The organism is Paenibacillus sinensis, assembly GCF_019904155.1.
Classification (GTDB): Bacteria; Bacillota; Bacilli; order Paenibacillales; family Paenibacillaceae; genus Paenibacillus_AQ; species Paenibacillus_AQ sinensis.
In genome coordinates this window covers 134,624-161,309 of record NZ_JAHCMB010000077.1, presented here as the reverse complement: position 1 = coordinate 161,309, position 26,686 = coordinate 134,624, and the positions used below count along the sequence as shown (strand labels likewise).

Below are 26,686 nucleotides of genomic sequence, written 5' to 3'. Positions count from 1 at the left end.
ATTATAGAGCCCAACACACACTATGAATACTCCTTTTTCTCAAAGGATTGGATCGAATATAGATTTAAAATAATTAGCTCCCACCATCTGAGAGGCGGGTATGCTGGCATCTTGGGGGAAAAGTTGGGCACAATGGAGTGGCATAATTTTTTTCCAATGGGACGCGATTTACAATTCAGAGATGGAATGGAAGTACCCATGGTTAAGGCAAATTTGTTCTCTCTTTTCGTTCTGGAAGAATGGACTGAAGATGGGTATTCATTTGTAAAAGGACAGGCTAATAATAAAATATATGTGTATAAAGAGGTTAGAAAGAATCAGTGGGAAGAGCAGGTTAAGTGAAGAGGAAGGTCATGGTGAACAAACATAATTATCATTCCTGATTGAATGATCGAAGCTGACGCCAAACCTGACCTTGATGTCAGCTTCGATCTTAAATCACTTGATATACTCATCTAATAAATGTGCTAGCCGCTAACTCCGAATCAGAAACGTATACGTTCCAGAAGAAATCCCTTTAACCCCGTTATGGGCATACGGACCTGTGTCATGGAGTCACGTTCGCGCACCGTAACCTGGCCGTCGCTCTCCGATTCGAAATCGTAGGTGATGCAGTACGGAGTACCGATTTCGTCGTGACGCCGATACCTTTTGCCGATTGAACCGGTATCGTCATAGTCAACCATGAAGTCGGAGGTTAAATCCGCAAACACCTGCTGCGCGCCTTCCGCAAGCTTTTTCGAAAGAGGGAATACGGCTGCTTTGAACGGCGCAAGCGCGGGATGCAGACGGAGGACGGTGCGGCTGTCGTCGCCTTCAAGCTGCTGCTCTTCATAGGCATCGATCAGAAAAGCCAGCGTGACGCGATCCGCGCCAAGAGAAGGCTCAATGCAGTACGGGATATAACGTTCGCCCGATTCCTGTTCGTTGATGCTGAAATCCTCGCCCGAATGCTCCATATGCTGTTTCAGATCATAATCGGTCCGGTCGGCAATTCCCCACAGTTCGCCCCAGCCAAAAGGGAACCGGTACTCAATGTCGGTCGTTGCATTGCTGTAGTGGGACAGCTCATCATCCGAATGATCGCGCAGACGCATATGATCTTCCTTCATGCCGAGTGTCAACAGCCATTCACGGCAGAAGCCGCGCCAATATTCGAACCATTTGAGATCTTCGCCCGGCTTGCAAAAGAATTCAAGCTCCATCTGCTCGAACTCGCGCGTACGAAAGGTAAAGTTGCCGGGTGTTATTTCGTTCCGGAAGCTTTTGCCAATCTGTCCTATGCCGAACGGCAGTCTCTTGCGCATGGTGCGCTGCACACTTTTGAAGTTGACAAAGATGCCCTGCGCCGTCTCCGGACGCAAATAAATCTCGTTGGTACTGGACTCCGTGACCCCTTGAAACGTTTTGAACATTAGGTTGAACTGGCGAATGTCCGTGAAGTCGCGGCTGCCGCATTCCGGACATGAAATTTGATGCTCTACGATCAAAGCCTTCATCTGATCGAACGACAAGCCGTCGACGATCATTTCAATTCCCTTTGCGTTAAGGGCGTTCTCAATGATTTTGTCTGCACGGTGGCGCGCCTTGCATTGCTTGCAGTCGATCATCGGATCGTTGAAGTTGCCGACATGGCCTGAGGCCATCCAGGTTCGCGGATTCATCAGAATCGCCGCATCGAGTCCGACGTTATAGGGGGATTCCTGAATGAACTTCTTCCACCAGGCTCGCTTGATGTTGTTCTTCAATTCCACGCCAAGCGGGCCATAGTCCCATGTGTTCGCCAAACCGCCGTAAATCTCGGACCCCGGGAAAATAAAACCGCGATGCTTGGCCAGCGCAACGATTTGTTCCATTGCTGCGGTACTGCTCATCGTTAAACACTCCTTCGTAAAGTGGTTTGCTGCGAATGCCGTGAAATAACGAAAAAAGCCCCCGTCACTAAGGCATCCGTCTTCGATGCCCAGGGACGAGAGCTTATTGCACCCGCGGTTCCACCCTAGTTGACGACCTGAAGGAGTCGCCCTCTTTTGCCGATTCTCCGGCTCCGGACTGCCGTTTCCTTGATGCTTCTTCCGGGCTTCCACTATCCCCGAATCGCTGTGAAGCAAGACAATCAAGTACTATTGGTCCATCGCTGCCAATATCAATCTTTGCGGTAATAATACCCCAAATGCCAGCAATACTCAAGAGGCACTGACGTGCCCGATTGATGACGAGACCGCCCCACCGGGCATCCGGTTGCTTCGCCTGCAGGGCTGGCTCCATATATGGACTTGTACCCTGACAGGCCGAGCCGCATCCGGCGGATCTTATTTGACTTTCGGTGGAACTCTGTCCGGAATGACAAAGGATACGGTGGTTCCTTCATTGGGCTTGCTGAGAATGGACAGGCCTTGACCGTACAGCTGCTTCAATCGCCGGTTCGTATTGGACAGTCCGATACCGCCCGTTCCTTTCAGCGTCGGACTCAGCAGTCTGGCAACCTGCTCGGGTTCCATCCCCTTGCCGTTATCGGTGACTTCAATACGAGTGAAGCCGTCATGCCGGTTGATCCGAATACAAACCGTACCGCCTTTAGTCTTGCTGAGAATACCGTGCTTGACGGCATTCTCGACAAGCGGCTGGATGGAAAGCGGCGGAAGGAGCAGCCCGATGCCGGGATCGACCTCCCATTGGATCGTCAGCCTGTCCTCGAACCTCTCTTTTTCAATATATAAATAAGCTTCGACAAGCTCCAGCTCATGGGAGAGTCTGACCCGTTCTTCGGTATTGAGAAAGTTAAAGCTGATCCGCAGAAAAGAGGCGAAGGCGTCGCCCAGCATACGCATCTTCTCTGTGTCGATATCGCTCAACGCCATAATGGAGTTAAGCGTGTTGAACAGAAAATGAGGATGAATCTGCGCCTGCAAATAAGCGGCCTCAATGCGCAGGCGTTCATTTATCGATTGTTTCAACGTGATCAAGGCCCTGATCCGGTATTTCAGTTCCGTAGCATCTACAGGTTTGGTCACGTAGTCGTTGGCTCCCGACAGGAACCCGGTGTAGATGTCCGCAGGCTGGCTGCGCGCGGTCAACAGCAGTACCGGAAGCTCCGACAGGGAGAACTGCTCACGGACAATCTGCGTCAGCTCATAGCCGGACATATGAGGCATCATGACATCCGCGATCAGCAGATCCCACGGCCGGGTGCCGAGCAGGTTCAGCACCTCTTTGGCCGAACCTGCGGTTGTGATCTGATAAGGCTCCGTCGAGAGAATACCGGTGAGCACATTCAGATTGATGGGATCATCATCGACAGCGAGAATCTGGATACGACTGCCGTTCAGCAGCGGCGGAACTTGAGCGGTTGCGGCGAGCTCGCTTGCCGCCGAGTCCGGAACAACCAGTCCGGCAGGCAGATCCTCCGTTTCCCGGTACAGCGGAACCGTCCGATTCAGGTGAGGGGAGTGAGGTGGGTCCGCCAGCGGCAGATAGAAGCTGAAGACGGAGCCCTTGCCCGGTTCGGAGCGAACGGACAACTGACCGCCATGCAGTTCCACCAGCTGCCGGCAAATGCTTAATCCCAGCCCGATGCCTCTGCCATCGCTTCTCCCGTAGTCTCCTTGCTCATAAGGCAGAAACACCCGAGCCTGTGTCTCTTCATTCATGCCGACCCCGGTGTCGGCAACCTCGATGACCGCTTGGCCGTTATGCACTTCGGCGGAGATCGAGACGGTTCCTTCCTCTGTATATTTGAGAGCGTTATGCAGCAGGTTGTACAACACCTGCACAAGCCGTTTCTCGTCGCCCATGACCGGCGGCATCGTCTCCGGAATATTGTGAACAAGCATGATCGGCCGGCCCCGGGTCATAAATTGAAGCATGCCGATTACCCCGGGAATGATCGATTGAATTTGGAGAGAATCCTGCTGCAGGACGATGCGATGATCCTTGAGGCGCGCGGCATCCAGAAGATCGCCCAGCAGATAGGACATACGCCTGCTTATCGTGATCAGCAGATTCATATCGTTAAGGCTGGCTTCGCTCAACCGCTCTTTTTCCTTGGTGGCAACGGTCTGAGCAATATTGATGATCCCGTGCAGCGGTGTTCTCAGCTCATGCGACGTATTGGCCAGAAATTGATCCTTCAGCCTGTCCGCTTCCTTCAACTGCTTGTTCAGTTCGGTATTTTCGTTGGAATTGTGAAAGTATTTCTTAAACCAGTATGCCGAAAATCCGATAATGGCCGAAATGATATCGATTGGATAGTAGACGGGAGTAGCTGCCCAATGAGAATTCCATATGCCCCAGAAAACGCTGGAAATGATGCTTGCGGAAGACAGCAGCAGGAAGACGGCGTCCTTGTCGGTGCGCTCCCGGAAGATCATCATCCCCGCCACAAGAAGAAACCAGGCAAATGAAAAGAAATAAAAAAAGTAATAGATCCCCAGATGGACGCTTCCATAGACCATTGAAGCCGGTGCGGCCAGCAGAAATCCCGAGTAGCACAGAAGCGCGGCTATAAATACGCGCAGCACCTGGTTCTTAGGGGGAGCCGAAGAGAATTTTCGGATAACCAGAAGAATCAATAACGTCTGCCACATGAGGGCGAGCAGCCTGATCTTCAGCGCCCAAGTATAATTGATCGGCGCCCATAGCATGAGCAGGTTATCATGACCGGATATAACCGCAACTCCAACCGTTAGCGTCAGCAGGCCGAAATAGAACAAAGCCCGTTCCTTCGGGTTGAACAGGTAGAAGATACTGGCATACACGAAGTGAAGCAGCAAGATGATAAACGCTACCATTTGGAAGCCGATCGAATACCAACGCGCATAGTCAATCTCCGCCTGGGAGCCGAAGCGAATAGAGCTCACGATACCGCCTTTGTATGGATCATCGTAATTGGCCGCCTGGATGAGCAAATCAATCTCTGTCGCGCCTTCCGATGTGTAGGACGGGGAATAGGAGATATTCCTGGGATTGTATGCATCGGCACTCTTCGCAACTGTTCCGTAGTTGGCCGTGTCTATTCCGTTGATTTCGACTGAAGATGAGGATCGAATGTCAGTCATCCAGAAGGCGACAGGTTCCTTGAGCGGATCGACGAGAATGCGCAGCCGGTACGTTCCGTACCCATAGGAGGAATTTGAGCCGTTCGGCATCGCGCCGCTCCAGTCTCCGGGGACCTGAATGGAACGGGGGGGCTTATCAGCCTTACGCAGCTCCTGACGGGACAAGAGCTTGCCCGGATAGAACTGCCATTCGCCATCCAAAGAGAATGAGGGGGACTTCCCCAAGTCCCGGCCGCGCAGGTCAAGTACACCATTGACAGCCAGCGGCTGCTCCGACACAGGAAAGAGCTCGGACCACGACCAGCGCAGGCCAAGGAGAAGACCGACAAACAAGACGATGACGGAAATATACTTGATGGCGGTTTTGTTATTCGTTCGCATCATACCTGGCATTTTGACATGAATAAGTCTTCCTTTCCATCTTGTAGAAGGTATTTCCGCCGCCGCAGACAAGGCGATCATATGTATAGCTGCACAAGGCTGCGATTTACGGGAGGAACAGTCCTATTTGGCTAGACTGACGATTCGGTTGCGTCCCTCATTTTTGGCCTGGTACAGGGCTTCGTCTACAGTTTTAAATAAATCATTCAACAGGATCTTGGGATCTTGAGGAGGCTCAAACGGATACTCACGGATCGACAACAGTCCCATGCTGATCGTAATGGATATGGGATGAGGGGCATGTTCGATGAGCACCGCATTCGATTCCACATTGGACTTGACTTCTTCCGCCAGGAACCTCGCCAGTGATTCGTCCGTGTTAGGCAAATAAATGATAAACTCTTCTCCGCCATAACGCGCTAAAATATCAGCCTCACGCAGAGTACGTTTGACCGCCTCCACCGTGTGACAGATCACTTCATCCCCGGCCAAATGGCCATAGTTATCGTTCACCGATTTAAAGAAGTCGATATCCAGCAGGATGATGGCGAACGGGTCCTGATAGAAGCCGGATTTCATCAGCTCGCCCTCCAGCTTCTGAGTCAAATAATGACGATTATAACAGCCGGTCAAGCTGTCGGTGATCGCAATCTTCTTCAGCTTCCGGTTCGTCTGATACAGCTCCTTCTGCACCTCGATCAGCGATTCATTGCGTTCTTGCAGGATGAGGTTCTGATGGCTGGTCTCATTAAGAAGGCGCCTCAGCTCGGAGATATCCTGGAATGTAATGATCCGCCCAACCATTTCATCACTGACCATGATGGCTGCGGCATGGACATGAAGATACTTGCGATGCTTGGGGGAATGTATATCGATTTCACAGTCCTTCAGCGGATGTTCATAGTAGGAATGCAGGAACTCTTTGAGATTATCCGCTTCTTGTGGCAGGTTGGCAGCTATGTTGAACCGGTCCCCGATTTGCAAGTTCATATAAGGGCGCAGGGCTTGATTGATTTCTACCACGGTTTCATTGTCATCCAGCACGAGAATCCCATAGGCCATCGTATCTATTATATCCTGATGGGCAATGGTCACAATATCAAGCACTTTTTCGCGATTAATGGAAATGACAAAGAAGATGGCCGATATCAAAATGCCAAGGGAGGTCATCCCCGGGATGACGGGCAGATAGTCGGATAACACGACGTTCAGCAATATATCGAGCATAAGGAAACCGGTTACGGCTATGAGTCCTTTAAGCATAAGCGTGATCTGCTGCTTTTTACGGGGCGTGCGACCGGATGCCAGAGCCAGATAAATCATATAGAGCGAAGCGATCGGATATGATACCAGAATGCACATATAGAACCAGAAGATAGGCCCATAGATTCTCTCGACATATCCGCCGTTCCAGGGGAGCACAAACAAGCCATGCGGATTCACAATGATGCCCAAGAGGGCGATGATTGTGGGAATGAACAGCCACGCCCATATTTTTCTCCGCAGAAACCGGATTTGGCCGGTAATGAGAATCGTGAAGTACAGCCATCCTGTCGTCAATACCGCCGAATCCACAAATGCCAGCTTCACATATAATAATTGATAGCCGGGGTTGTCGATCGTCTTGATGACGAACTGACAATACGGCCAAATCATCATGGCAAAGTGAAAGGTTAAATAAACCTTGTGCAGCTTGGTGATGGTGACGGTAACGAAAATATATATAAACAGCGCGAACAGGATAAAGAACAGCAGTAGGTCAATCCATGCCTCCAAACCCAATATTGTACACCTTCTTGTTAATTGTAGTCATAGGATCTTCGTGGGTCTAAGGTCTTGCATCTTCTTTCTACTATATATTTGGCATGACAAGAAAACAATATTTTTGAAGGATATGATTGGATTTCAAACGGGGTTATGTGCTTAGAAGCGGTATGATCATCATGCAGAGGAGAGAACGAAGAAGAGCTTGGAGACGAAGTGCGGCCATGAGAACGGCTGAACAGAGACGGGGTTACCCCCGTCCCACAAATCGCCGCGCATCTTTCACCTTTAGCACCCTGGCGTTCCGATCAGTTCTTTACCGCTGATGACCCATGTGTGCTTGGAAGAATTCTTCCGGCGTATCGCCACGAAGTTATGTCTGCCCGCTGAATAGACCTTGTACCCCTTTTTCTTGCTTCTGATGCAAAAAAGATCATCCTCACCGACGCTCTTGTCAGGAAAGCGCACCCGGTTCAGCACATTGCGCTTTATGACAAGAGTAGCACCTGGAAGCCGGGATGCCTGGCGGTTCTCATCATGCGGAAACCGGAGAATCAGCGTCTTGGAGCCTTGCAGATACATATAATGAGCCCGTTTTCCGACGACATCGGCATTTGTTCTGCGAAAGGACAACAAGCTGTCTGTCAAGTAATAGCGCGCGTAGTAATCATCGTCGTCGAATTTCGCAATATAGCTGTATTTCGCCTTGCCCGCGGCGTAGTTTAAACAGGCACCGAGAGAGACGCGCTCCGGGATGCGGAAGACGCGCGCATTGCGCAGCCTTTTGGCCATTAGTTGATAGTCTTCAAGGGGGATTCGGTTGCTATTGACAATGATGATAAGTTCTTTTTTGGGATGAGATTGTCTGCTGTAATTATCGAACAGGTTTCTCAAACAGCTGTGGCGATTGATGCAGGTAATAATGGATACTCCCTGCTTATTCATAGAGTTTTTTGAGCTGGCTGCCATGACATCGCTCCCTTTATCTCTGAGTGTCCCACATCTCTCTTCTCAAAATATGTGAGTCTCTGCAAGGGTAACGGCATATCCACAAAATGGAGAATTCGCACATCCAAGGCGGATTTTAGGCCAATTCATAACCTTGTATCTTCCTTGTTGACTCAGAAAGATTCATTGACTGGGAGGCAGAAAGGACAGGGTAACCGGCACCGGAATGGCGGCTAATCCCGTTCTTCTGCATCCTGAGCTCTGTATGGTGTTAGGGCAGGCGGGTGAGCTTGGCGGAAACCGGGGTCCGCGGCTTGACCTCCGGCACTTCCGCAGGATAGCCGACTCCGAAGACGCCGATGACATCATAGCCTTCGGGCACGTCCAGAATTTCGCGATTATGGGGCAGAGCGCCGAGCGAAGACCAAAAGGTGCCTGCACCGGCTCCATGGGCGGCCAGCAGGAGGTTCTGAGCGAAGCAGGAGGCGGCCATCACATTCTCGTCGCGCTCGAATGGCGTCGGCGCGGGTCTGGACAACACCGCAAGCACGACGGGCGCCTGGCCGAAGTCGGTCTTGTGCTTCAGTGCGGCCCGGGTGTCCGCTCCGACAAGCAGGAGTTCCCAAGGTTCGTTCATGCGGTGATTCGGCGCGTAGCTTGCCGCCTCCAGCCAGGAAGCCAGATCGCTCTCGCTGATCGGATCAGGCTTGAACAGCTTGATATTTCTGCGGGTCTTGATGGTGTCAATAATGGTCATGTCTGTTCCTCCCCCTTCAGGTTTCTTAAAATGTAACTCTTTCTTGCGGATTGTCAAGATGGGCCGATTCATATTGGTCAGAATACAAATTTGCGCTGCGACCAGTAGCTGAATGCGAACAGGAGGCCCTCCGTCAGCAGCTTGGCGATGAGCAGCGGGAAGCCCAGGCTTTCGCTCAACACATGCAGCAGGCCGTAGTTAAGCAGCAGGATCAGCACAACCAGCGCAAAATACTTCGGCGCCGAGGCGATGAACGCAGACTTCGGCTTGCTGTTGAACACGTAGCGGCGGTTCAGCAGGTAATTGAAGACCGAGCTGCACAGCCGGGCACCGATGACCGAGAAGAGCAGGTTGCCGGTCATGCTCTGAAGCAGCAGAAGCATGACAACATCGAGAACGGCAGACAGCACCGAAGATGAGCAGAATTTCAGAATCGGGCCGTACACCTTGACGGAATCGGCGATCGGCCGGAAGTGCGACGATTTGTTGTTCTCCAGGTATACGGTATCGATCGGAATCTCATGGAGCCGGTAACCGTCTCCTTTTGCTCTGAGCAGCATGTTCATTTCATATTCGAAGCGCTCGCCCGGAATCCGGCACAGCCAGTCCAGCATCCCCGCCGGGAAGCCGCGAAGGCCGGTCTGGGTATCCTGAATCCGGTGTCCGGTGCTCAGCGCATATACCAAGCGGGTGGCACTGTTGCCAAAGCGGCTCCTTAGCGGAACTTGGCCGGTAAAATGCCGGGACCCGAGCACGATCTCGTTCCGGCGGCCTTCCACCGCATCTGCGATCTTCTTGATGTCGTCCGGCAGATGCTGTCCGTCGCTGTCGGCGCAGACGATGCTCCCGGTCTCTCCGGTATCGATCAGGTAGCGGAATCCGGTCTTCAGCGCCCGGCCTTTGCCGAGATTTGTATCATGGGTAAGCACGGTGCAGCCGGCTTCGCGGGCGGAGTCAAAAATATCCCGGTATGCTTCGCCGCTGCCGTCATCGACAATGACGATTCGGGAGAAGCATGCCGCCTGCAAATGATGGATTAAGGACAACAGTCTGCGGTCGGGCTCATAAGCGGGAATCAATACGGTTGTCATGGTCTGCCTCCTTCATATTTCTTCACTGCCGGTTATTCGGCGATAAAAATGATGTCGCTCACGCCGCGTTCCTGCCCCTTGCTGCCCGGGCTGTTGATGACTTTGCCGTTAAAATACATGGTGGATGATCCGCCGCCGTCGAGATTGTATGCTTCGGTGGCGCCCAGATCCTTGAACAGCTGCGCAAATTCGTTAAGGGTCATGCCTCTGCTGTAGCCTTCCTGCCGGCCGTCGACGACGACGAATACATAATGGTTGGGGGAGATGATGCCGATGCCTGTACGCGGGTTGGCGCTGTCGATCGAGCGATTGCCGAAGTTCGTGTCGATGCTGACGTTCTCGAAATCGGTGACGGCTGCGCCGTCATTCACGAGAACCGGGCCGAACGAGAAGGTGTTCGTGACGCCCTTCGCCAGCAGTTCCTCTGCGGTAGTCTCCTTCTCGTTGTACGAGTCCATCGTGCCGTCGCTGAACAGGGCAAGCCCGTCGCGCGCCGGCTCGTTGCGGTACAGCGTGCCGTTGCGGATGACAACACCGTCGTTGCGGAAGCCGTAGTAGTCGCCATTAATGGCAAGAATCGCATTGTTAGAGGAAGCAATTTCTGAAGTGTTCTCGATAATGTTGCGGCCAAAGGCGTTATCCGCAAAGGCGGTCAGGAGATTCGCCGCGCTCTTGAGCTGGACGTCTGCGACATAATACGTGATCTTGTCCGAACCGCTGCCGGTCTCCACCTTCTTGACGGCGATATCGACATCATCGCTGTTGTAGTTCCAATCATCGGATGTGGCGTTCTCTGCCGCGCTGCCGGTGGATGCTGCCGAGTTCGTCCCGGAATCCGAGCCGGTGCTTGTACCGGAGCCGGAGCTGAGTGCGGTACTTGCGCCGGCGGAAGCCAATGTGGAATCGGCGGTGCTTACGGCCGCGGTTCCCGAAGCAACGGTAGGTGCTGTGACCACAGCCTCCACATGCTCGATTAAGTAACGGTCCGCCAGTCCGTACACGGTGGCGCCGATTGCGGTAAGGGAAAGGGAAAGGCCGATAATCAGCTTTTTCGGTGATTTTCTTTTCTTGTTCATCAGGGGTCACTCCTTGGAAGCTCGATTCGATATCCCCACAATAGGCCCGTTTACTTAAATGAGTCTTAAATGAAATTCAGATTTAAACCCTCTTTAAGCGCAAACGTTTTCAAATTTCATGTAAAAGAGGATTGACTGGGAAATGGTGGGCGAATATACTCATTAATGAAATCACCATTGGATGCCAGCTTTGTTCAACAACCGATGAAATGAATCTTTATTATTTGCAAACGCATACAATGGTCTTTTTATCAAGCTCGGAGAGGAGGCTATAGAGGAATATAATTTTTTTACTTCTTTTTGCAAACGTTTGCGCAAGCACTGGGATTTGTACATCAAATTTAAAATGTGGGAGGTAGTAAGCTTGGCAAGACAAAAATCCAGGTCTTTGATTTCCATTCTGCTTGCAACTGCGCTCTTCTTCGGATTGTTATTCGGTTTATCCGGCGGAGCCTCAGCTAGCAATACCGATTATACCGTTACGTACACCAACACGTCGGCAACAGCCGTGACACTGCATTGGACCACGAATAACTGGTCGACCATCACCGATACGGCAATGACGAAGAGCGGCACCACTTTTACAGCCAAGATCAATGTGCCGGAAGGCGCGACTCTGACTTACTGCTACCACATTACTGCCCCTACGGACAGCTGGGATAGCAATGGCGGGAAGAACTGGACGGTCATTGTACCCACAGCCGGCAAGTACGAGGCCGAGAACGCATCGCTGTCGGGCGGTGCCAAAGTCAATACCAATCACACCGGCTACACGGGAACCGGTTTCGTCGACGGATACACCGCAGCCGGAGCAGTAACGACATTCACTGTTCAAGCTTCTTCGGACGGCACGTATAACACCGAACTTCGGTACGCCAACGGCTCCGGAAGCGCGAAGACGCTGTCGATCTATGTCAATGGAGCAAAAGCCAAGCAAACCACTCTGGCGAACCTCGCTGATTGGAACACCTGGAGCACACAAACGGAAGCGCTTACCCTTGTATCGGGTGCCAACACGGTTGCGTACAAATACGACTCAACCGACAGCGGCAACGTCAATCTCGACTACATCACCGTCACTGCGGGCGACTCGCCGTCTCCAAGCCCTTCGGCCTCGCCTACAGCGACACCAACGGCGACACCAACAGCTACTCCTACCGCCACGCCGACAGCTACCCCAACAGCTACCGAGACACCAACGGCGACACCTACTGCCACACCAACAGCAACACCAACCGCTACGCCAACCGCTACGGCAACTGCGACAGCCACGGCCACGCCAACCGCGACTGCTACGGGGCTGACGGTTCATTTCAAGAAGCCTGCATCCTGGGGCTCATCCGTCCGGATTCACTACTGGAATCTGAACCCTACAACCGTGCCTACAAGCGGAGCCTGGCCGGGAATCCTCATGAATTCGGACGGCAACAGCTGGTACAGCTATACAATTACGGGAGCGACAGGCTCCAGCGTGATCTTCAATGACGGCAGCGGCAAACAGACCGCCGATCTGTCCCGCAGCGGAGCAGAAGGCTGGTACTATACCGACAACGTCTGGTATAACGCCAATCCGGAGACGCCGAAGATCCCGGTCATTTCCGTCTCGCCGACACCGAAAACCTATGATTCCGCCCAGACGGTGACGCTGACCAGCACCAATACGGGCGATAGCATCTACTATACGACCAACGGGTCGGAGCCTACAACGTCATCGACTCTGTATACGGGACCGATTCAGGTGTCCTCTTCCGTGACGATCAAAGCTTTTGGCGTGAACTCGGCCGGACAGGCGGGGAGCGTGTCGTCCTTCGCTTATGTGATCGACCTGAACGCCGATCTGACGGCGCCGACGATTACCGCGAACCTGCCGGTCAGCCAATCGGATTCGTCGGTCAGCGTCTCTTTTAACCTGAAGGACAACAAGGCGGCCACAACGACAGCTTACTATACGGATAACGGCACGGAGCCGACCACCAGCTCCAAGGTCTATACTTCGGGCAATGCCTTGGCCGGACTGACCGGACCATCCATCCTCGTCACCAAAACGACGACCCTCAAGTTCCTTGTGGTGGACGGGGCCGGCAATCAGACGACGCAGAGCTTCTTCTATAACGTAGGGAATACGGGCGATTTCCGCGAAGACTCGATTTACTTCGTCATCACCTCCCGCTTCTACGATGGAGACCCGAGCAATAACGTGCATGCCTGGGATGACGCCAAGGCGGGGAATCCGGATTCCGATCCGGCCTGGAGAGGCGACTTCAAGGGGCTGATCGAGAAGCTCGATTACATCAAAGCGCTCGGCTTCAGCGCCATCTGGATTACTCCGGTTGTACAGAACGCCAGCGGATATGATTATCACGGCTATCATGCGATCAATTTTGCCAAGGTGGACCCAAGGTATGAATCGGCAGGGGCTTCCTATCAGGACCTCATCAACGCGGCGCATGCCAAAGGCCTCAAGATCATTCAGGATATCGTCGTCAATCATACAGGCAACTTCGGGGAAGAGAATCTGTACCCGCTGTTCAAAAAAGATCCAACCAAGCCGGACACCGTTAACAACATGCTCAAAATTACGGATAAACTGCCGGCGAACTATGATACGATGACGCCTGACCAGCAGTATCAGGCCCGGATTGCGCTGATGAAAGACGCGACCACCAACAATAACATTTACCACACCGAGAAGAGCCTCTCCTGGGAATCGTATACGGTGCAGACCGGCCAGATCGCGGGAGACTGCGTAGACCTCAACACCGAGAATCCGGTGGTCGATCAATATTTGATCGATACGTACAACAAGTACATCGACATGGGTGTCGACGCCTTCCGGGTCGATACCGTGAAGCATGTGAGCCGGTATATTTTCAACAAATACTTCATTCCGGCCTGGAAGACAAGAGGCGGCTCGGACTTCTACATTTTCGGTGAAGTAGCTACCCGCTACAGAGATGTGTGGAACAGCGGCATTCCGGCGATCTCCACGCCGTTCTATACGTGGAAGGAATCGAAGGCCTATCCGGGCGACGGCAAAAATGACTATGAGTCCAACAAGCTGTCGGTTGAACAGAACTGGGCGGACAACTCGACTACAGCCAATCAGCCGACCTCGAATAATGCGTTCCTGAACGGCAATACGTATCATGCACCGGATTATTCGATGCGTTCGGGCCTCGATGTCATCGACTTCCCGATGCACTGGGCGTTCAAGAGTGCGCAGGAAGCGTTCGCTATGAGATACGGCGACCAGTATTATAATGACGCTACCTGGAACGTCACGTACGTCGACTCGCATGATTACGCGCCGGACGGAGCGCCCGAGAACCAGCGCTTCGCAGGCACGCAGGACACCTGGGCCGAGAATCTCGACCTGATGTTCACCTTCCGGGGTATTCCGGCCATTTTCTACGGCTCCGAAATTGAATTCCAGAAGGGCAAGGTCATCGACCCGGGTCCGAACGCGCCGCTCAGCACAACCGGCCGCGCCTACTTCGGTGATCACATCGAGGGCAGCGTAACGGTTCAGGATTACGGCAAATACACGAATGCAACCGGCACGCTCGCTGAATCGCTCAACTATCCGCTGGCGCAGCATATCCGTCAGCTGAACCTGATCCGCAGAGCGGTTCCCGCCCTGCAGAAAGGCCAATACTCTACGGAGAATGTATCCGGAAATCTGGCATTCAAACGCAGATATACCGATACTGCCAAGGGTATCGACAGCTTCGCTCTCGTCACGATTTCGGGCGACGCCACCTTCACGGGCATTCCGAGCGGAACCTATGTGGACGCCGTGACCGGCGACCGCAAGACCGTGACGAACGGCACCATCACGCTAAACTGCTCGGGCAAAGGCAATGCACGGGTCTACGTCCTTAACGGCAGCGGCGGAATCGGAGTGACGGGAACGTACCTGAAATAAGGGCGCAGCCCATGAGTTCTCCAGGATTGGCAGGGAGAGCAAAAGGCTGGTGCAAGAGAATTTGAGTAATTAATTTTGAGTAGGAAAATTTGCATAAGAGAACAGGATAGACTTTAAGAAAACGAAAGATCCCGCTGCGCCTCCTAATGAGGCGAACTACGGCGGGGTCTTTTTCACTTTATTTTCGGCTATGTCCGGGGTATGGTGTGGTTATTGACTCGGCCATGTTTGGCGGCGGCAAACACAATATTCAGTATTCAGTGTAACGATTTGCGCGTCTGCGGCGAATAAGAGAGGACAACCCGGAAGGAAGGGAGGGCGAAAGGCTCGGACATGGACCCGGAACAAGAACAGATCAAGCAGTTTACCGCGGGAAGCCGGACCGCCTTTGAAGCGCTCGTCATCCGTTACCGGCAGCCTGCGGTGGGTTTCGCCCGTCAATATGTGCATGATTATCACATTGCCGAGGACCTTGTGCAGGACTGTTTTGCTTACCTGTACGTCTATCCGGACAAATACGATTTCCGCAGCTCCTTCAAGACGTATCTTTTCACGCTGGTCCGTCATAAATGCCTGGATTATCTGCGGAAGAAAGGACGGAGGAAAGAGTGCGGCGGGTCGGTGGAAGAAGCGCTCATCCGGGAACGGAGCGATCCGGCGGAAGAACCCGAACAGCGTTTTCTTGCCGGCGAGGACTGGAATGAATGGGAGAGACGTCTGGACGGGCTTAAGGATGATTACCGGACGGCGGTCTACCTTGTGGATGTGGAAGGCCTGACTCCCCGGCAGGCGGCAGCGGTGCTGGGCAAGTCCTCGGCGGGATTTCGGGTGATGCTGCACCGGGCGCGAAGACAGTTAAGAGAATTCATGGAGAAGGAGGAGGACGATCCGTATGGCAGGCGAACATTCGAACAATGGAAGAGCGGAGGGGAAGAATCTGTTAACCGGTGATCCGTATTCCAATAATGCGGGGAAGAGTGGGGATGAGGAGAGCTTCCTCCGCGGCATCTATGTCAAAGCGTCGATCATGGAATATGACCGTCTGGAAGCGGAGCGGGTACGTCTGAACCAGCGCAGGCTGTGGCGGCGGAATTGCATTCAAATTGCCCTGGCGTCGGCGAGTCTGGCCGGGGGTTATTTTGTGCTGCGGCATTATGCCTTCGATCTGGGATCGGTCTTCACATTGTCCGTTATCCTGATCGGGTTGGGAGCGACACTGGAGCAGATTGGAATTCGTGAATGAATGACAAGCCCCCCGGGTGAGAGAAGGAGAGTGCGTGATGGAAGTGAAATTGAAGCAGCTGAGTAAACGTTACGGAGGCAAACAGGCGCTGGAGGAAGTGACGCTGACCTGGGAAGAGGGTATACAGGGGTTGCTCGGTCCGAACGGCGCGGGAAAAACGACGCTGATGCGTCTGCTTGCAACCCTGCTTGCCCCTACGTCCGGAAGCGCTGAGATCGACGGCGTTCCGCTTGCGGACAAAGGACGTATCCGCGAGCTTGTCGGCTATTTGCCTCAGGAGTTCTCGTTCTATCCAGGAATGAGAGTCGCGGAGGCAATGGACTATCTCGCGCTGCTATCCGGCGTGAAGGGAGCGGCTGAACGCAAGCGGCGGATCGATACGTTGCTGGAGGAGGTTAACCTGACCGCACACCGCAAGGCGAAGGTCAGGGCGCTGTCGGGGGGGATGAAGCGGCGGCTCGGGATCGCCCAGGCGATGCTTCATGAGCCGAAGCTGCTCATCGTTGACGAGCCGACCGCAGGGCTGGACCCGGAGGAACGCATCCGGTTCCGCCAGCTGCTGGCGCGATTCGCGGAAGGGCGGGTCGTCCTCCTGTCTACGCATGTGGTGGAAGACGTGGAATCATCCTGCCGCGAGGTCACGGTATTGAAGGGCGGAAGCGTACCTTTTCAGGGCAATACCCAAGACCTGGCGGAACGGGCAAGGGGCCGAGTATGGCAGACGGAGATGGACAAGAAGGAATGGGCTTCTGCCGGCAGCCGCTATAAGGTCGTGTCGGCCGTTGCGGCAGGTTCATCCATGCAGGTCCGCCTGCTGGCGGAGGAGCGGCCGTTCCCGGACGCTGTAGCGTCCGAGCCGACTATGGAAGACGGCTATCTGTGTCTTGTCGGCAAGGGAGGGGGTACTGCGCTATGAACTTCCCGGCGCTTGTCTTCAAGGAAATGCGCATGTTGAGCCGGAATCTGGTCTTCTATATGCTGATCGCCGTGGTGGTGCTCTTCTATGGGACCAACTACGCCACCTCGGAGAGCTGGGGAGAGGGCCGGGCGCCTGTTCCGCCTAAGAAGCAGACGGAGCAGACTTCCACCGCTCCCGCTCAGGCAGCAGCGGAGGCCGGAAGTGCGAGTGCTGCTGGGGCGGATGCGGCAGCGAAAGTCGGATCGGCGGAAGCGGCGACGATGAACGCATCGCCGGACGCCACGACAAAGGACGGATCGTCGAACGCAGGAGCGGGCGCAGAAGCAGGGGCCGCCGCGGCGAAGGACGGATCGTCAAACGCAGGAGCGGGCGAAGAGGCAGAGGCCGCCGCGGCAAGCGCCGGGGAAGAGGCCCAGACCCCGGCGGACGGGGAGGCGCCTCCGGCCGATATGGAAGCCCCGCCGCCAATGCCTGTCTATGGGTGGATGGAAATAACAGACCCCGGCAAAATCGCCGAGCGCTACATCCAGTATTTGCAGCAGGATTTGCGGAACGGCTGGATGAATCAGCGTATCGTATTCGGGATGTTCGCCCACCAATCAAAGCTGTCGGATCACGACAGGACGAATATGCGCAGTACGATTGATGAGATGGAACAGGTGAAGTCGAATCCAGGGTCGTATACGGCAGAGAACGTGAAGGCGATTGCCGCCGGTCTGGACAAGAAGCTTGGAGGCTGGACCTACTATATGCGGGATGCCGTTACCTTCGCTGAAAACATTGAAACCTATGAACAGGCGATGGAGCAGTACCGGGTCCAGGCAGCTGAATACCATAACCGCCTTGCCGAAGGGCAGGTCTATCCCGGCATGGCGCGGCTCTTCTGCGATTATGTAGGTCTGACCGCCGGAGTCTTCCCGGTCTTCCTGGCCGCCTTCGCCTTGAGCCGCGACCGTTCAAGCCGGATGCATGAATTGATCGCCAGCCGCCGGATCAGGGCTTTCACCTATGTCGGAGCACGCTTTCTGGCCTATGCTGTCATGGTTTCGCTCGTCTATATGCTGCTCTCTGTCGTCGCGGCCTGGCAGACCGCGACAGCGCTGGATGGCGCATCGGCGTTCGGCGAGGCGCTCCCCGTCTTTCTGGCCTATGGCGCGGGCTGGCTGCTGCCAACCGTCTGGGCGACCACCGCTTTTGGCATGCTGGTCTATACCGTGTTCGGCAGCGGCATTGCTGCCGTCCCGCTGCAGTTCGCCTGGTTTATCGTGTCGGTCTTTCCCCTGATGGGAGACTACCGTCTCTATAAGCTCCTCATCCGCTTCAATACGGCCGCCCAGGGTGATGCTTACCGGCATTCCGCCGGTGAGATTATGGCAAACCGCATTTTCATGAGCGTCCTGGCGCTGGCGATGGTCGCAGCGGCATCCTTCCTCTGGGAGCGGCGCCGAAGCAGCGGGCGCGCTGTGGGCCGCAGCCGCAGGCGTAGGGGAAGAAGCGCAGCAGCCGCCATGGAGGGGAGCCGATGAGCAGGCCGGACATCGCCCGGCTCCCAGGGCGGAGTGGCGGAGGCGGTTCGCTCCTTGTTCCGCTCGCGCTGCGCAATCTCCGCCTGCTCGCTTCTTACAATTGGCTTGCCGCGCTGCTCCTGCTCGCCGTGATGGCGGCGGTCTCGAATGCCGCCTTCATGGGGCCGGGCGAAGCGGGCCTCTACGGAGAGCGCTTCGCCAGCCTTGCCGGCCTGCTGCTTCTGCCTCCGCTCGCCGTCCTCGACGCGGGCGGGATCGGCGAGACGCTGCTCGCCAAACGGCGGTCCCATACCGCTACGTTTCTGTTGCGCTGGCTGTTGAGCGCCGGGTATGCGGGCCTTTCGCTCGCCATCTTTTTCGGCCTGCTGCGGCTTAAGGGAGCTTCCTTCGATCTGCCGCTTGCTTCCGGGGTATGGATCACCACTGTCGCTCTGGGCTCCTTCGGCCTGCTGCTCGCCGTACTCTTCCGCCATCTTGCGGGCGGGTTTATCGCGGCCTTCGCCTGGTATCTGATCGATTGGATGTCGAAAGGCAAGTACACCGGGCCCTTTTACCTTTTCAGCATGCAGAAGGGTGTGTGGAATGACGATAAGCTGTGGCTGCTCGGGCTGGCCCTGTGCTGCGCCGCCGTCACCGCCTGGCTCCTTCCAAGGAATCTCGGCAAGGAAGATTACTCCTGAATACTTCGGCGGGTCTGTGAAGCGCCATGCCATGTTGCCCACTAGCGCCTACTAGCACGCACTAGTGCCTACTATGCAACCACTATGCGCCTATGCGCCGTTTTATTGACGCCGCCGCCGAAATGCTATAGAATCGGTCTGACGCAAGTGACCGGGCTGATGAAAGGCGATGGAGTTCGCCATAACCGCCGCAAGGCTGATGACTCCTACCAGTGGATTTCATTCCCTGGTAGGAGTCTGTTTTATTATGGGGGCAGCCTGCGGAAGAAAGGACGTACAGAGGATGAAGATGTGGAGAGAGAAATGGGAGGCTTTGGCCGGCAGATGGGTATATGCGGCGCTGCTCGGCACGCTGCTCAAATGGACGCTGCTGGGCGGGGGAGTGGGCATTCTGGCCGGGACCGCCTCGGCGTTATTTCTGGAAAGTCTGGATTATGTGACGGGTGTCCGCCTGGATCATCCCTGGCTGCTGTTCCTGCTGCCTCTGGGCGGCGCGCTGGTCAGTTATCTCTATATGAAATTCGGCGGCAGCAGCGGCAAGGGCAATAATCTGATTCTGGAGCAGATCAACAACGGGAATGAGACGATTCCGCTGCGCATGGCTCCGCTCGTGCTGTTCGGCACACTGGTAACGCATCTGTTCGGCGGGTCGGCCGGCCGCGAAGGGACGGCGGTGCAGATGGGCGGCAGTCTTGCCGAATGGTTCGGCAGAGCGCTGCGCGTCAGCGCGGCTGACCGCCGGATTCTGCTGATCTGCGGCATCAGCGGCGGCTTCGGCTCCATCTTCGGAACGCCTCTGGCGGGCACGGTGTTCGGGCTTGAGGTGCTGGCGATCGGGCTGATCTCGCATGAGGCGCTGATTCCCGCGTTCGTCGCCAGCTTTATCGGCAATCTCGTGACGACCCGGTTCTGGGGCGTCTCCCATATCCACTACCATATCGGCGCAGTTCCGGCTCTGACGGCTGCGGTCGTCCTCAAAGTTGTGATCGCTTCGGTTCTGTTCGGGCTGGCCAGCACGCTGTTCAGCGAACTGACCCATGCGCTCAAACGCTGGTATACAAAGCTGTTCAAGAACCCCATGCTCAAGAGCGCGGTCGGCGGACTTGTGGTGATTGCGCTTGTGTACATCGTCGGAACCCGGGACTATCTGGGGCTTGGCATTCCGTTGATCCAGCAGTCTTTCACGGAGCTGGTTTCACCGTTTGCCTTTCTGGGCAAGCTGGTGTTCACTTCCTTGACGCTGGGGGCGGGCTTTCAGGGGGGCGAGGTAACGCCGCTGTTCGCGATCGGAGCTACGCTCGGCAATGCGCTGTCCGGCTTCCTGCATCTGTATGCGCCGTTTCTTGCCGGACTCGGCTTCATCGCTGTATTCTGCGGAGCGGCTAACACGCCGATCGCCTGCTTCCTGATGGGCATTGAGCTGTTCGGCTCGGAAGCCGCGATCTATATGTTCATTGCCTGCCTGGTCAGCTATCTGTTCTCGGGGCATACCGGCATTTACACCTCGCAGCGGATCGGAACGTCCAAGAGCGCCATCCTCCGCATTCCCGGGGGCGCCACATTGGGCACGGTCAAGGTTCTCAGCAAGAACAAGGGGAAATAAAATAGTCTGCCGATAAGCGTACAGGCTCCAGACAAGCGTCCAGGCTCCAGGCAGGCATCCGGCCATGGGCCGCTGTCCGGGCGGTGTGCAAAAAAGGAACGGATGATATAATATAAGCAGCCTTGGATATCAGGCCGCATTTCGCGGCGCCATCCATGATAAATAGGCCGGGATGGTCCGATGGCGGCTTGCCCGAGTGAATGTTATCATAACCGGGCCCGCTTTGGAGGGCGCAGTTATTTTCAGGATAGACGAAAGGGAACTTACACTATGGATATGGCAGAATACGGTGGCCTTGTGGCCGGCTGGCTGAACCTGACGCATATGCAGGCGAACACGGCTGGAAAGCTGGAGCAGGCGCTGCAGGAGAAGCATCAGATGTCCCTGAAGGAATTTTATATGCTGCTGTTCTTGTCGGAAGCTCCGGGCAAAAAATTGCGCCTGCAGCAGCTGGAGTCCATGGTGGGCCTCAGCCAGAGCGCGATGTCCCGGCTGGTCAGCCGGTTTGAAGCCAAAGGCTGCGGCGCGCTTCAGCGGCATATTTGCGAGGCTGACCGCCGGAGCATCTACACCTCGCTGACGCCGCTCGGACAGGAGAAGGTGGACCGCGCCTATGGAACATTCCAGTCCGTGCTGCTGGAGTCGCTGCCTGTCCGGGAGCTTGAGCAGACGCTGCGTGCGCTGTTGAATGCCAAGAACGCCGATGCCGGTTCTTAACCTGGATGCGCAAGGATCGGCGGCGCGATAGATAAGCCCTTGATCCATCAATGTGCTGATGGGTTAAGGGTTTTAACATTTCAGGAGGTTAACGGAATGAAAGATCAGGGGAATGAAGCGGCATATATTCAGCAGCATCTCGCGAATGAGCGGACTTATCTGGCCTGGATTAGGACGGCTATTGCTTTGGTGGGTCTTGGGTTTCTGGCGGCGGGACTTGTATTCCGCGATAACCGGTACAGCGGAGTCGGTCATATCACGGCTGCGGTCGCCGGTATTCTGGCGGTGCTGCTGGGCGGCGGAGTGGTGGCGGGAGCGACCATGGATTATTTGCGCAAAAGAGAGGGGATCAACAAGGGACAATTTGTTTCCGCCTCTTTGTTGATCCGTTTGCTGTTCATCAGTCTCAGCGTGATCGAGATGCTGCTGATTGTGCTCGTCATCCTGATGCTGATTGCGTAGCTTGTTTCTCGATTACGACAACTGGAATATATTGAAGGAACGGTCTCTCCCGGAAGGGAGGGGCCGTTTCTTCATTGAAGGCGGAAATCCGCCTCTGCGCCGCCGGATAACAACTTTCGCCTTACACCATGTCAATTAATATAACGCAGATATGGAAAATACGCTGATTTCGTCTGACGAACGAAACTGAAAATTTGAAATAAAGCATTGACGGCTAAAAGATGCGTCACTATAATTAACACCATCAACTGGTATAGACAACTAATTGTCTACCCCAAATATTAGAAAACAGGTGATGGTATGAATCCTGCCAAAGGGACAATCGACAAGACAAGCATTGTCCCGCTGTACCACCAGGTCAAGGAATTGATCAAGACTGAAATCCAGTCCGGGTCCTATAAGGTGGACGAACTGATCCCGTCCGAGAGGGAGTTCGCGGAGGAATTTGAAATCAACCGGCTCACGGTCCGGCAAGCGATCAACGAACTGGTGCAGGAGGGGCTGCTGTACAGACAGCGCGGCGTCGGCACTTTTGTGTCGAAGCCGAAGATCGAGCAGCCGCTGACACGGCTGACCAACTTCAGCGAAGACATGCGGGGACGGGGGCTGTCTCCGGGGGCGCAGGTCGTGAGCATGGAGATTGTTCCGGCCGGCCGCCGGATTGCCGAGCGGCTCGGAATCGGGGAAGGGCAGCAGGTTATCGAGCTGTTCCGCATCCGGACCGCCAGCGGCGAGCCGCTGGCGCTGGAGCGCTCCTATCTCGTCTACGAGCTGGCGCATACGCTGTACGGCATGAACATGGAGAATGCTTCGCTGTATCAAATGCTGGAGGATGTGTGCGGGCTCAAGCTCGTCAGAGCGGAGCAGACCATCGAGGTGGCGCTTGCGCGTGAAGACGAGGCGGGCATGCTGGAAATCGAACTGCATGATGCCATGATGCTGATCGAACGGACTACTTATACGGAAGGCCGGGACACTCCGGTGGAATACGTCAGATCGCTATACCGGGGAGACCGCTACAAGTTCTCGATCGAAATGAATGTCTAATACTATTTAATACGCGGGAGGGCTGCTTGTGACCGATCATTTGAAGATGTCGTTTGAAATCTGGCCGAACATGCCGTGGGGCAGACTGGAAATCGCCGGACCGGCATGGAATTCCTGGGGAGACAAGCCGCTTGACTGGTGCATCCGGAAGATCGCTTCTTACGGCTATGAGGGCTTTGATGTCATTTATCCGAAGATTCAGGAAATTTATCCGCATGAATACGTTGACCAGGTGAAGAGCATCCGCAAGGCGATGGACGAGACGGGATTGGCTTTTTCCTCGATCGGGTGTCATACGACGTTCGTGACCCCTCGTTATTTTGACCGGGAGAACGGCATTGCCAAGTTTAAAAAAGCGATCGACGCCGCCGCCGACATGGGCGCCGGAACCGTTGTGACGCTGATCGGCGACGGCTATTACGACCCGCCTCTGTATAATCTGATCACCCGCAAGGAGGCATGGCGCCAGGTAGTGACGGCGACGCAGGAGGTGGCCGATTACGCCGCCCCTAGGAATATCGACGTCAGCATCGAGCTGATCCAGGGTACGCTGATCAACAACATCGACGATATGCTGAAGCTGTTCGAACTGGTCGACCGTCCCAATGTATATGCCTGCGTCGATGTCGGCACGTTCTACACGACCGTGAAGCCGAGGATGCCGATCAAGGAAGCGATCCGCAAGCTTGGCGACCGTATCCGCGTTACGCATGTGAAGGATGAGGTCGGGTTCCCGAATATCATGCAGTCGCAGCATGTCTGGTTCGGCGCAGGCTTCGTCGACTTCCGCGAAATGGCGGAAGCGCTGAAGGAGGTCGGGTACAAGCATTATAGCTCCGTCGAGTGGGAAGGCTTCCAGACCGGCGGCCTGTACGGCGTCGGCGATCCGTCGGGCGTCAGCATGACGGACTTCGACCGGGTAGCCGAGGAATCGAAGGAGTATCTGGAGGAATTCGGATGGGGCCGGCCGGAATGACCGGCGCCCCCCTGGGGCTGGTCTCCGCCGAAGAGACCGAAGAGCTGCTGGCCCGGCTGGTCGCCATTGAGAGCCATGAGGATGCGCCGGGGCAGGAGGAGGCGACCGCCGCTTACATCGCAGGACGGCTTCAGGAAGAAGGCATAGCCAGCGACATCCTGCCTACCCCGGAGGGGCGCCTCAATGTGGTGGCCCGTCTTCCCGGCACCGGCGGAGGGCCGTCGCTGCTGCTGAACGGCCATATGGACACGGTGCCGCCCTACGGGATGACGGAGCCGTTCACCGCCCGCAAGCGGGATGGGCGGATATACGGCCGGGGCGCCGTCGATATGAAGGGAGCGCTGGCGGCGATGATGACGGCGCTGATCGCGTTTCGGCGCAGCGGGCTGCCGCTGGCCGGGGATTTGATCTTCGCTGCGACGGCCGGCGAAGAATCGTACAGCCCCGGAGCGAGCCATCTCGCCTCCGGGGGATTCCTGGCCGACTATGCGATCGTCGGCGAGCCGACCCGCCTCAAGACGGGCGTCGCCCACAAGGGCGTCGCTTGGTACGAGGCGGAGTTCCCGGGCCTGTCGGCACATGGAAGCGTGCCGGAGCAGGGGATTAACGCCATTTACCGCGCATCCCGCTGGATCTCGTACCTCCAGGATCATTACCTTCCGGAGCTGGCGCGGCGAAGCCATCCCCTGCTGGGATCGCCGACGCTGAATGTCGGCATGATCGAGGGCGGCACAAGGCCCGTCATTGTGCCCTCCGCCTGCCGTGTCGCCTTCGAGCGGCGGCTCATTCCGGGCGAGACGGCGGAATCGGCGCTCGCGGAGCTGGAGCTTACGCTGGCAGAGACCGCGAGGCTCTATCCCGGCTTCGAAGGAAGCGTCCGCCTGACGGACAACTTCCACGGCGTCCCGCACGGCCCGCTTCAGGCGTCGCAAGGCAGCGAGCTGGTCCGGGGACTGCTGGCGGCCTACCGGGAGGAATTCCCGGAGGAGCCGGAGGAAGCCTGCGTCCCCGTCGGCCTGCAATTCTGGACCGACGGGGCGCTGCTCCAGGCCTGCTGCCCCGAGACGGTCGTCTGCGGTCCGGGCCGCATCGAAGAGGCGCACTCGGATGCGGAGTATATCGAGGCGGGGCAGCTTGAAAAGGCCTGCCGGATCTACATCAGGACCGCTTACGCCCTGTGCGTGTGAGATGCCGTCAGCCGTTGGATTGGCCGGGCTAAGCAGGCCGGCGAGTATTTAGCGAGTACTGAGGGCCACCAAATAATTCCTCAAACAACGCAGTTTAGTGGTTTGGTCAACAAGAGAAGGGGGAGCCGTCTTGCATACCTACAGTCTTAGCTGCACCCGCTGCGGAGCCGTCTACCGGGATCATCCGCGCTATCTCTGCGATAGCTGCGGCGGCAGCCTGGATGTGAAGTATGACTACCGCGAAATATTCGGACGCATCGGCTTTCCGGAGATGTGGGCCCGCGCGGAGCCGGGAATCTGGAAGTACCGCGAGCTGCTGCCGGTGCCGCCGGGAACAGAGCCGGTCACGCTGGGAGAAGGGAATACTCCGCTGCTGGAGGCCCGCCGACTGCTTGCGCAAGAGGGCGGACAGAGGCTGCTTCTGAAGATGGAGTCCTCCAATCCCACGCTTGCATTCAAGGACCGGGCGCTGGCGGTTGCCCTGACAGCGGCAAGGAAGATGGGGCTAAGCGAAGCGGTGTGCGCCTCGACCGGCAACACCGGCGTAGCTGCCGCCGCGTATGCCGCCAGGGCGGGGCTCCCCTGCACGATCTATGTGCCGGAGAGTACGCCGCCGGAGAAGCTATCCGCCATGACCGCGTATGGAGCAAAGCTGCGGCGCGTTCAAGGGCACTTCGGCGACGCCTACAGAGCGGCAGGCGAGGAGGCGAAGCTGCGGGGGGCGTTCAACCTGACGTCGACCTACCTCAATCCTTATGCGATTGAGGGCAACAAGACGCTGGCGTATGAGATTATGGCTTCTCTCGGCGCGGCGCCGGACTGGATCGCCGTCCCGATCGGGGCGGGGCCGCTGCTATGGGCCTGCTACAAAGGCTTCCGGGAACTGCAGCTCGCCGGTTACACGGCGAAGCTGCCCCGAATGATCGGTGTGCAGGCTGCGGGCTGTGCGCCGATTGTCCGGGCGTATGAGCGGGGCGAGCTGGAGGTGTCGCCCTGGGAAGGCGGCCTCCATACCGTCGCCTCGGGCATCGCCGATCCGCTGACGACCTATCCGGCGGACGGAACCAGGACGCTGTCGGCCATCCGGGTATCGGGCGGCATCGCGGTGGCGGTGGAGGACCGGGAGCTGCTGGCCTTCCGCAGGCTGCTGGCGGAGCGCGAAGGCGTGTTGGCTGAAATTTCCTCGGTGGCGTCGGTCGCAGCACTGGCTGCGCTGTACCGGGAAGGAAGAATATCCGGCCAAGAGACGGCTGTGGCGGTTGTAACGGGACATGGCCTCAAGGACATGACCGAAGCGATAAAATTCAGCGAAATGGGAGTGAAGTAG

The 26,686-nt window shown here is 55.9% G+C and carries 21 protein-coding genes and 1 riboswitch; of the genes, 14 read left to right on the top strand and 7 right to left on the bottom strand.

Annotated elements, in window-relative coordinates; translation table 11 throughout:
• Positions 1-342, top strand: a 342-nt coding sequence (locus tag KIH86_RS10160) for a hypothetical protein (protein WP_223110422.1), incomplete at its 5' end; no start/stop codon positions are given.
• A 143-nt stretch (positions 343-485) separates the two neighbouring features.
• On the opposite strand, the gene KIH86_RS10155 is transcribed toward KIH86_RS10160, so the two are convergent.
• The 7 genes from KIH86_RS10155 to KIH86_RS10125 all read right to left on the bottom strand — a co-directional run bounded on the left by KIH86_RS10155 (position 486) and on the right by KIH86_RS10125 (position 11,074).
• Complete coding sequence (locus KIH86_RS10155) at positions 486-1,874, bottom strand: glycine--tRNA ligase (RefSeq protein ID WP_223084314.1); 1,389 nt, start codon at positions 1,872-1,874, stop codon at positions 486-488.
• A gap of 438 nt (positions 1,875-2,312) precedes the next feature.
• Positions 2,313-5,441, bottom strand: a complete 3,129-nt coding sequence (locus tag KIH86_RS10150) for a hybrid sensor histidine kinase/response regulator (protein ID WP_262416483.1) — start codon at positions 5,439-5,441, stop codon at positions 2,313-2,315.
• A 120-nt stretch (positions 5,442-5,561) separates the two neighbouring features.
• The gene (locus tag KIH86_RS10145; RefSeq protein ID WP_223084313.1) at positions 5,562-7,220 is read right to left on the bottom strand and encodes a histidine kinase N-terminal 7TM domain-containing diguanylate cyclase; all 1,659 of its coding nucleotides are present in this window, start codon (positions 7,218-7,220) and stop codon (positions 5,562-5,564) included.
• A gap of 270 nt (positions 7,221-7,490) precedes the next feature.
• Positions 7,491-8,147, bottom strand: coding sequence for a glycosyltransferase (locus KIH86_RS10140; protein WP_407672260.1), 657 nt, complete (start codon positions 8,145-8,147; stop codon positions 7,491-7,493).
• A gap of 274 nt (positions 8,148-8,421) precedes the next feature.
• A complete protein-coding gene (locus KIH86_RS10135; protein ID WP_223084312.1) occupies positions 8,422-8,907 on the bottom strand; it encodes a nitroreductase family protein in 486 nt (161 codons plus the stop codon).
• Positions 8,908-8,984: 77 nt separating this feature from the next.
• Entirely contained in the window at positions 8,985-9,998 is a 1,014-nt protein-coding gene (locus KIH86_RS10130; RefSeq protein WP_223084311.1) for a bifunctional glycosyltransferase family 2/GtrA family protein, read from the bottom strand.
• 32 nt (positions 9,999-10,030) lie between these two features.
• Entirely contained in the window at positions 10,031-11,074 is a 1,044-nt protein-coding gene (locus KIH86_RS10125) for a phosphodiester glycosidase family protein (RefSeq protein ID WP_223084310.1), read from the bottom strand.
• A 364-nt stretch (positions 11,075-11,438) separates the two neighbouring features.
• Here KIH86_RS10125 and KIH86_RS10120 point away from each other — a divergent pair, with 364 nt between their 5' ends.
• The 13 genes from KIH86_RS10120 (at position 11,439) to KIH86_RS10065 (ending at position 26,686) form a co-directional block, all read left to right on the top strand.
• Complete coding sequence (locus KIH86_RS10120) at positions 11,439-14,999, top strand: alpha-amylase family glycosyl hydrolase (protein WP_223084309.1); 3,561 nt, start codon at positions 11,439-11,441, stop codon at positions 14,997-14,999.
• Between the two features lie 333 nt (positions 15,000-15,332).
• Positions 15,333-15,950, top strand: a complete 618-nt coding sequence (locus KIH86_RS10115; protein WP_223084308.1) for an RNA polymerase sigma factor — start codon at positions 15,333-15,335, stop codon at positions 15,948-15,950.
• On the top strand, positions 15,892-16,242 hold the full coding sequence (locus KIH86_RS10110; protein WP_223084307.1) for a hypothetical protein: 351 nt from the start codon (positions 15,892-15,894) through the stop codon (positions 16,240-16,242). Before KIH86_RS10115 ends, KIH86_RS10110 begins: the two co-directional genes overlap by 59 nt.
• A gap of 37 nt (positions 16,243-16,279) precedes the next feature.
• Positions 16,280-17,158, top strand: coding sequence for an ABC transporter ATP-binding protein (locus KIH86_RS10105; RefSeq protein WP_223084306.1), 879 nt, complete (start codon positions 16,280-16,282; stop codon positions 17,156-17,158).
• On the top strand, positions 17,155-18,687 hold the full coding sequence (locus KIH86_RS10100; RefSeq protein ID WP_223084305.1) for an ABC transporter permease: 1,533 nt from the start codon (positions 17,155-17,157) through the stop codon (positions 18,685-18,687). Before KIH86_RS10105 ends, KIH86_RS10100 begins: the two co-directional genes overlap by 4 nt.
• Positions 18,684-19,367: a hypothetical protein gene (locus tag KIH86_RS10095; RefSeq protein ID WP_223084304.1), complete on the top strand. Its 684-nt coding sequence runs from the start codon at positions 18,684-18,686 to the stop codon at positions 19,365-19,367. Before KIH86_RS10100 ends, KIH86_RS10095 begins: the two co-directional genes overlap by 4 nt.
• Positions 19,368-19,523: 156 nt before the next feature.
• Positions 19,524-19,583: riboswitch (Fluoride riboswitch) on the top strand.
• A gap of 67 nt (positions 19,584-19,650) precedes the next feature.
• On the top strand, positions 19,651-20,970 hold the full coding sequence (locus KIH86_RS10090; protein WP_235775339.1) for a voltage-gated chloride channel family protein: 1,320 nt from the start codon (positions 19,651-19,653) through the stop codon (positions 20,968-20,970).
• A 270-nt stretch (positions 20,971-21,240) separates the two neighbouring features.
• Positions 21,241-21,687, top strand: coding sequence for a MarR family winged helix-turn-helix transcriptional regulator (locus KIH86_RS10085; RefSeq protein ID WP_223084303.1), 447 nt, complete (start codon positions 21,241-21,243; stop codon positions 21,685-21,687).
• Positions 21,688-21,783: 96 nt separating this feature from the next.
• A complete protein-coding gene (locus KIH86_RS10080; protein ID WP_223084302.1) occupies positions 21,784-22,149 on the top strand; it encodes a YidH family protein in 366 nt (121 codons plus the stop codon).
• A gap of 300 nt (positions 22,150-22,449) precedes the next feature.
• The gene (locus tag KIH86_RS10075) at positions 22,450-23,196 is read left to right on the top strand and encodes a GntR family transcriptional regulator (RefSeq protein ID WP_223084301.1); all 747 of its coding nucleotides are present in this window, start codon (positions 22,450-22,452) and stop codon (positions 23,194-23,196) included.
• A 28-nt stretch (positions 23,197-23,224) separates the two neighbouring features.
• On the top strand, positions 23,225-24,172 hold the full coding sequence (locus KIH86_RS29505; RefSeq protein ID WP_235775338.1) for a sugar phosphate isomerase/epimerase family protein: 948 nt from the start codon (positions 23,225-23,227) through the stop codon (positions 24,170-24,172).
• Positions 24,154-25,359 (top strand): M20 family metallopeptidase, encoded by a 1,206-nt coding sequence (locus KIH86_RS10070; protein ID WP_316503259.1) that lies wholly within the window; start codon positions 24,154-24,156, stop codon positions 25,357-25,359. Before KIH86_RS29505 ends, KIH86_RS10070 begins: the two co-directional genes overlap by 19 nt.
• A gap of 130 nt (positions 25,360-25,489) precedes the next feature.
• The gene (locus tag KIH86_RS10065; protein ID WP_223084299.1) at positions 25,490-26,686 is read left to right on the top strand and encodes a threonine synthase; all 1,197 of its coding nucleotides are present in this window, start codon (positions 25,490-25,492) and stop codon (positions 26,684-26,686) included.

Coding starts and splice junctions, on each gene's coding strand:
- KIH86_RS10155 (WP_223084314.1), bottom strand. CDS start 1,874: ATGAGCAGTACCGCAGCAATGGAACAAATCGTTGCGCTGGCCAAGCAT.
- KIH86_RS10150 (WP_262416483.1), bottom strand. CDS start 5,441: ATGATGCGAACGAATAACAAAACCGCCATCAAGTATATTTCCGTCATC.
- KIH86_RS10140 (WP_407672260.1), bottom strand. CDS start 8,147: ATGAATAAGCAGGGAGTATCCATTATTACCTGCATCAATCGCCACAGC.
- KIH86_RS10135 (WP_223084312.1), bottom strand. CDS start 8,907: ATGACCATTATTGACACCATCAAGACCCGCAGAAATATCAAGCTGTTC.
- KIH86_RS10130 (WP_223084311.1), bottom strand. CDS start 9,998: ATGACAACCGTATTGATTCCCGCTTATGAGCCCGACCGCAGACTGTTG.
- KIH86_RS10125 (WP_223084310.1), bottom strand. CDS start 11,074: ATGAACAAGAAAAGAAAATCACCGAAAAAGCTGATTATCGGCCTTTCC.
- KIH86_RS10115 (WP_223084308.1), top strand. CDS start 15,333: ATGGACCCGGAACAAGAACAGATCAAGCAGTTTACCGCGGGAAGCCGG.
- KIH86_RS10110 (WP_223084307.1), top strand. CDS start 15,892: ATGGCAGGCGAACATTCGAACAATGGAAGAGCGGAGGGGAAGAATCTG.
- KIH86_RS10105 (WP_223084306.1), top strand. CDS start 16,280: ATGGAAGTGAAATTGAAGCAGCTGAGTAAACGTTACGGAGGCAAACAG.
- KIH86_RS10100 (WP_223084305.1), top strand. CDS start 17,155: ATGAACTTCCCGGCGCTTGTCTTCAAGGAAATGCGCATGTTGAGCCGG.
- KIH86_RS10095 (WP_223084304.1), top strand. CDS start 18,684: ATGAGCAGGCCGGACATCGCCCGGCTCCCAGGGCGGAGTGGCGGAGGC.
- KIH86_RS10090 (WP_235775339.1), top strand. CDS start 19,651: ATGAAGATGTGGAGAGAGAAATGGGAGGCTTTGGCCGGCAGATGGGTA.
- KIH86_RS10085 (WP_223084303.1), top strand. CDS start 21,241: ATGGATATGGCAGAATACGGTGGCCTTGTGGCCGGCTGGCTGAACCTG.
- KIH86_RS10080 (WP_223084302.1), top strand. CDS start 21,784: ATGAAAGATCAGGGGAATGAAGCGGCATATATTCAGCAGCATCTCGCG.
- KIH86_RS10075 (WP_223084301.1), top strand. CDS start 22,450: ATGAATCCTGCCAAAGGGACAATCGACAAGACAAGCATTGTCCCGCTG.
- KIH86_RS10070 (WP_316503259.1), top strand. CDS start 24,154: ATGGGGCCGGCCGGAATGACCGGCGCCCCCCTGGGGCTGGTCTCCGCC.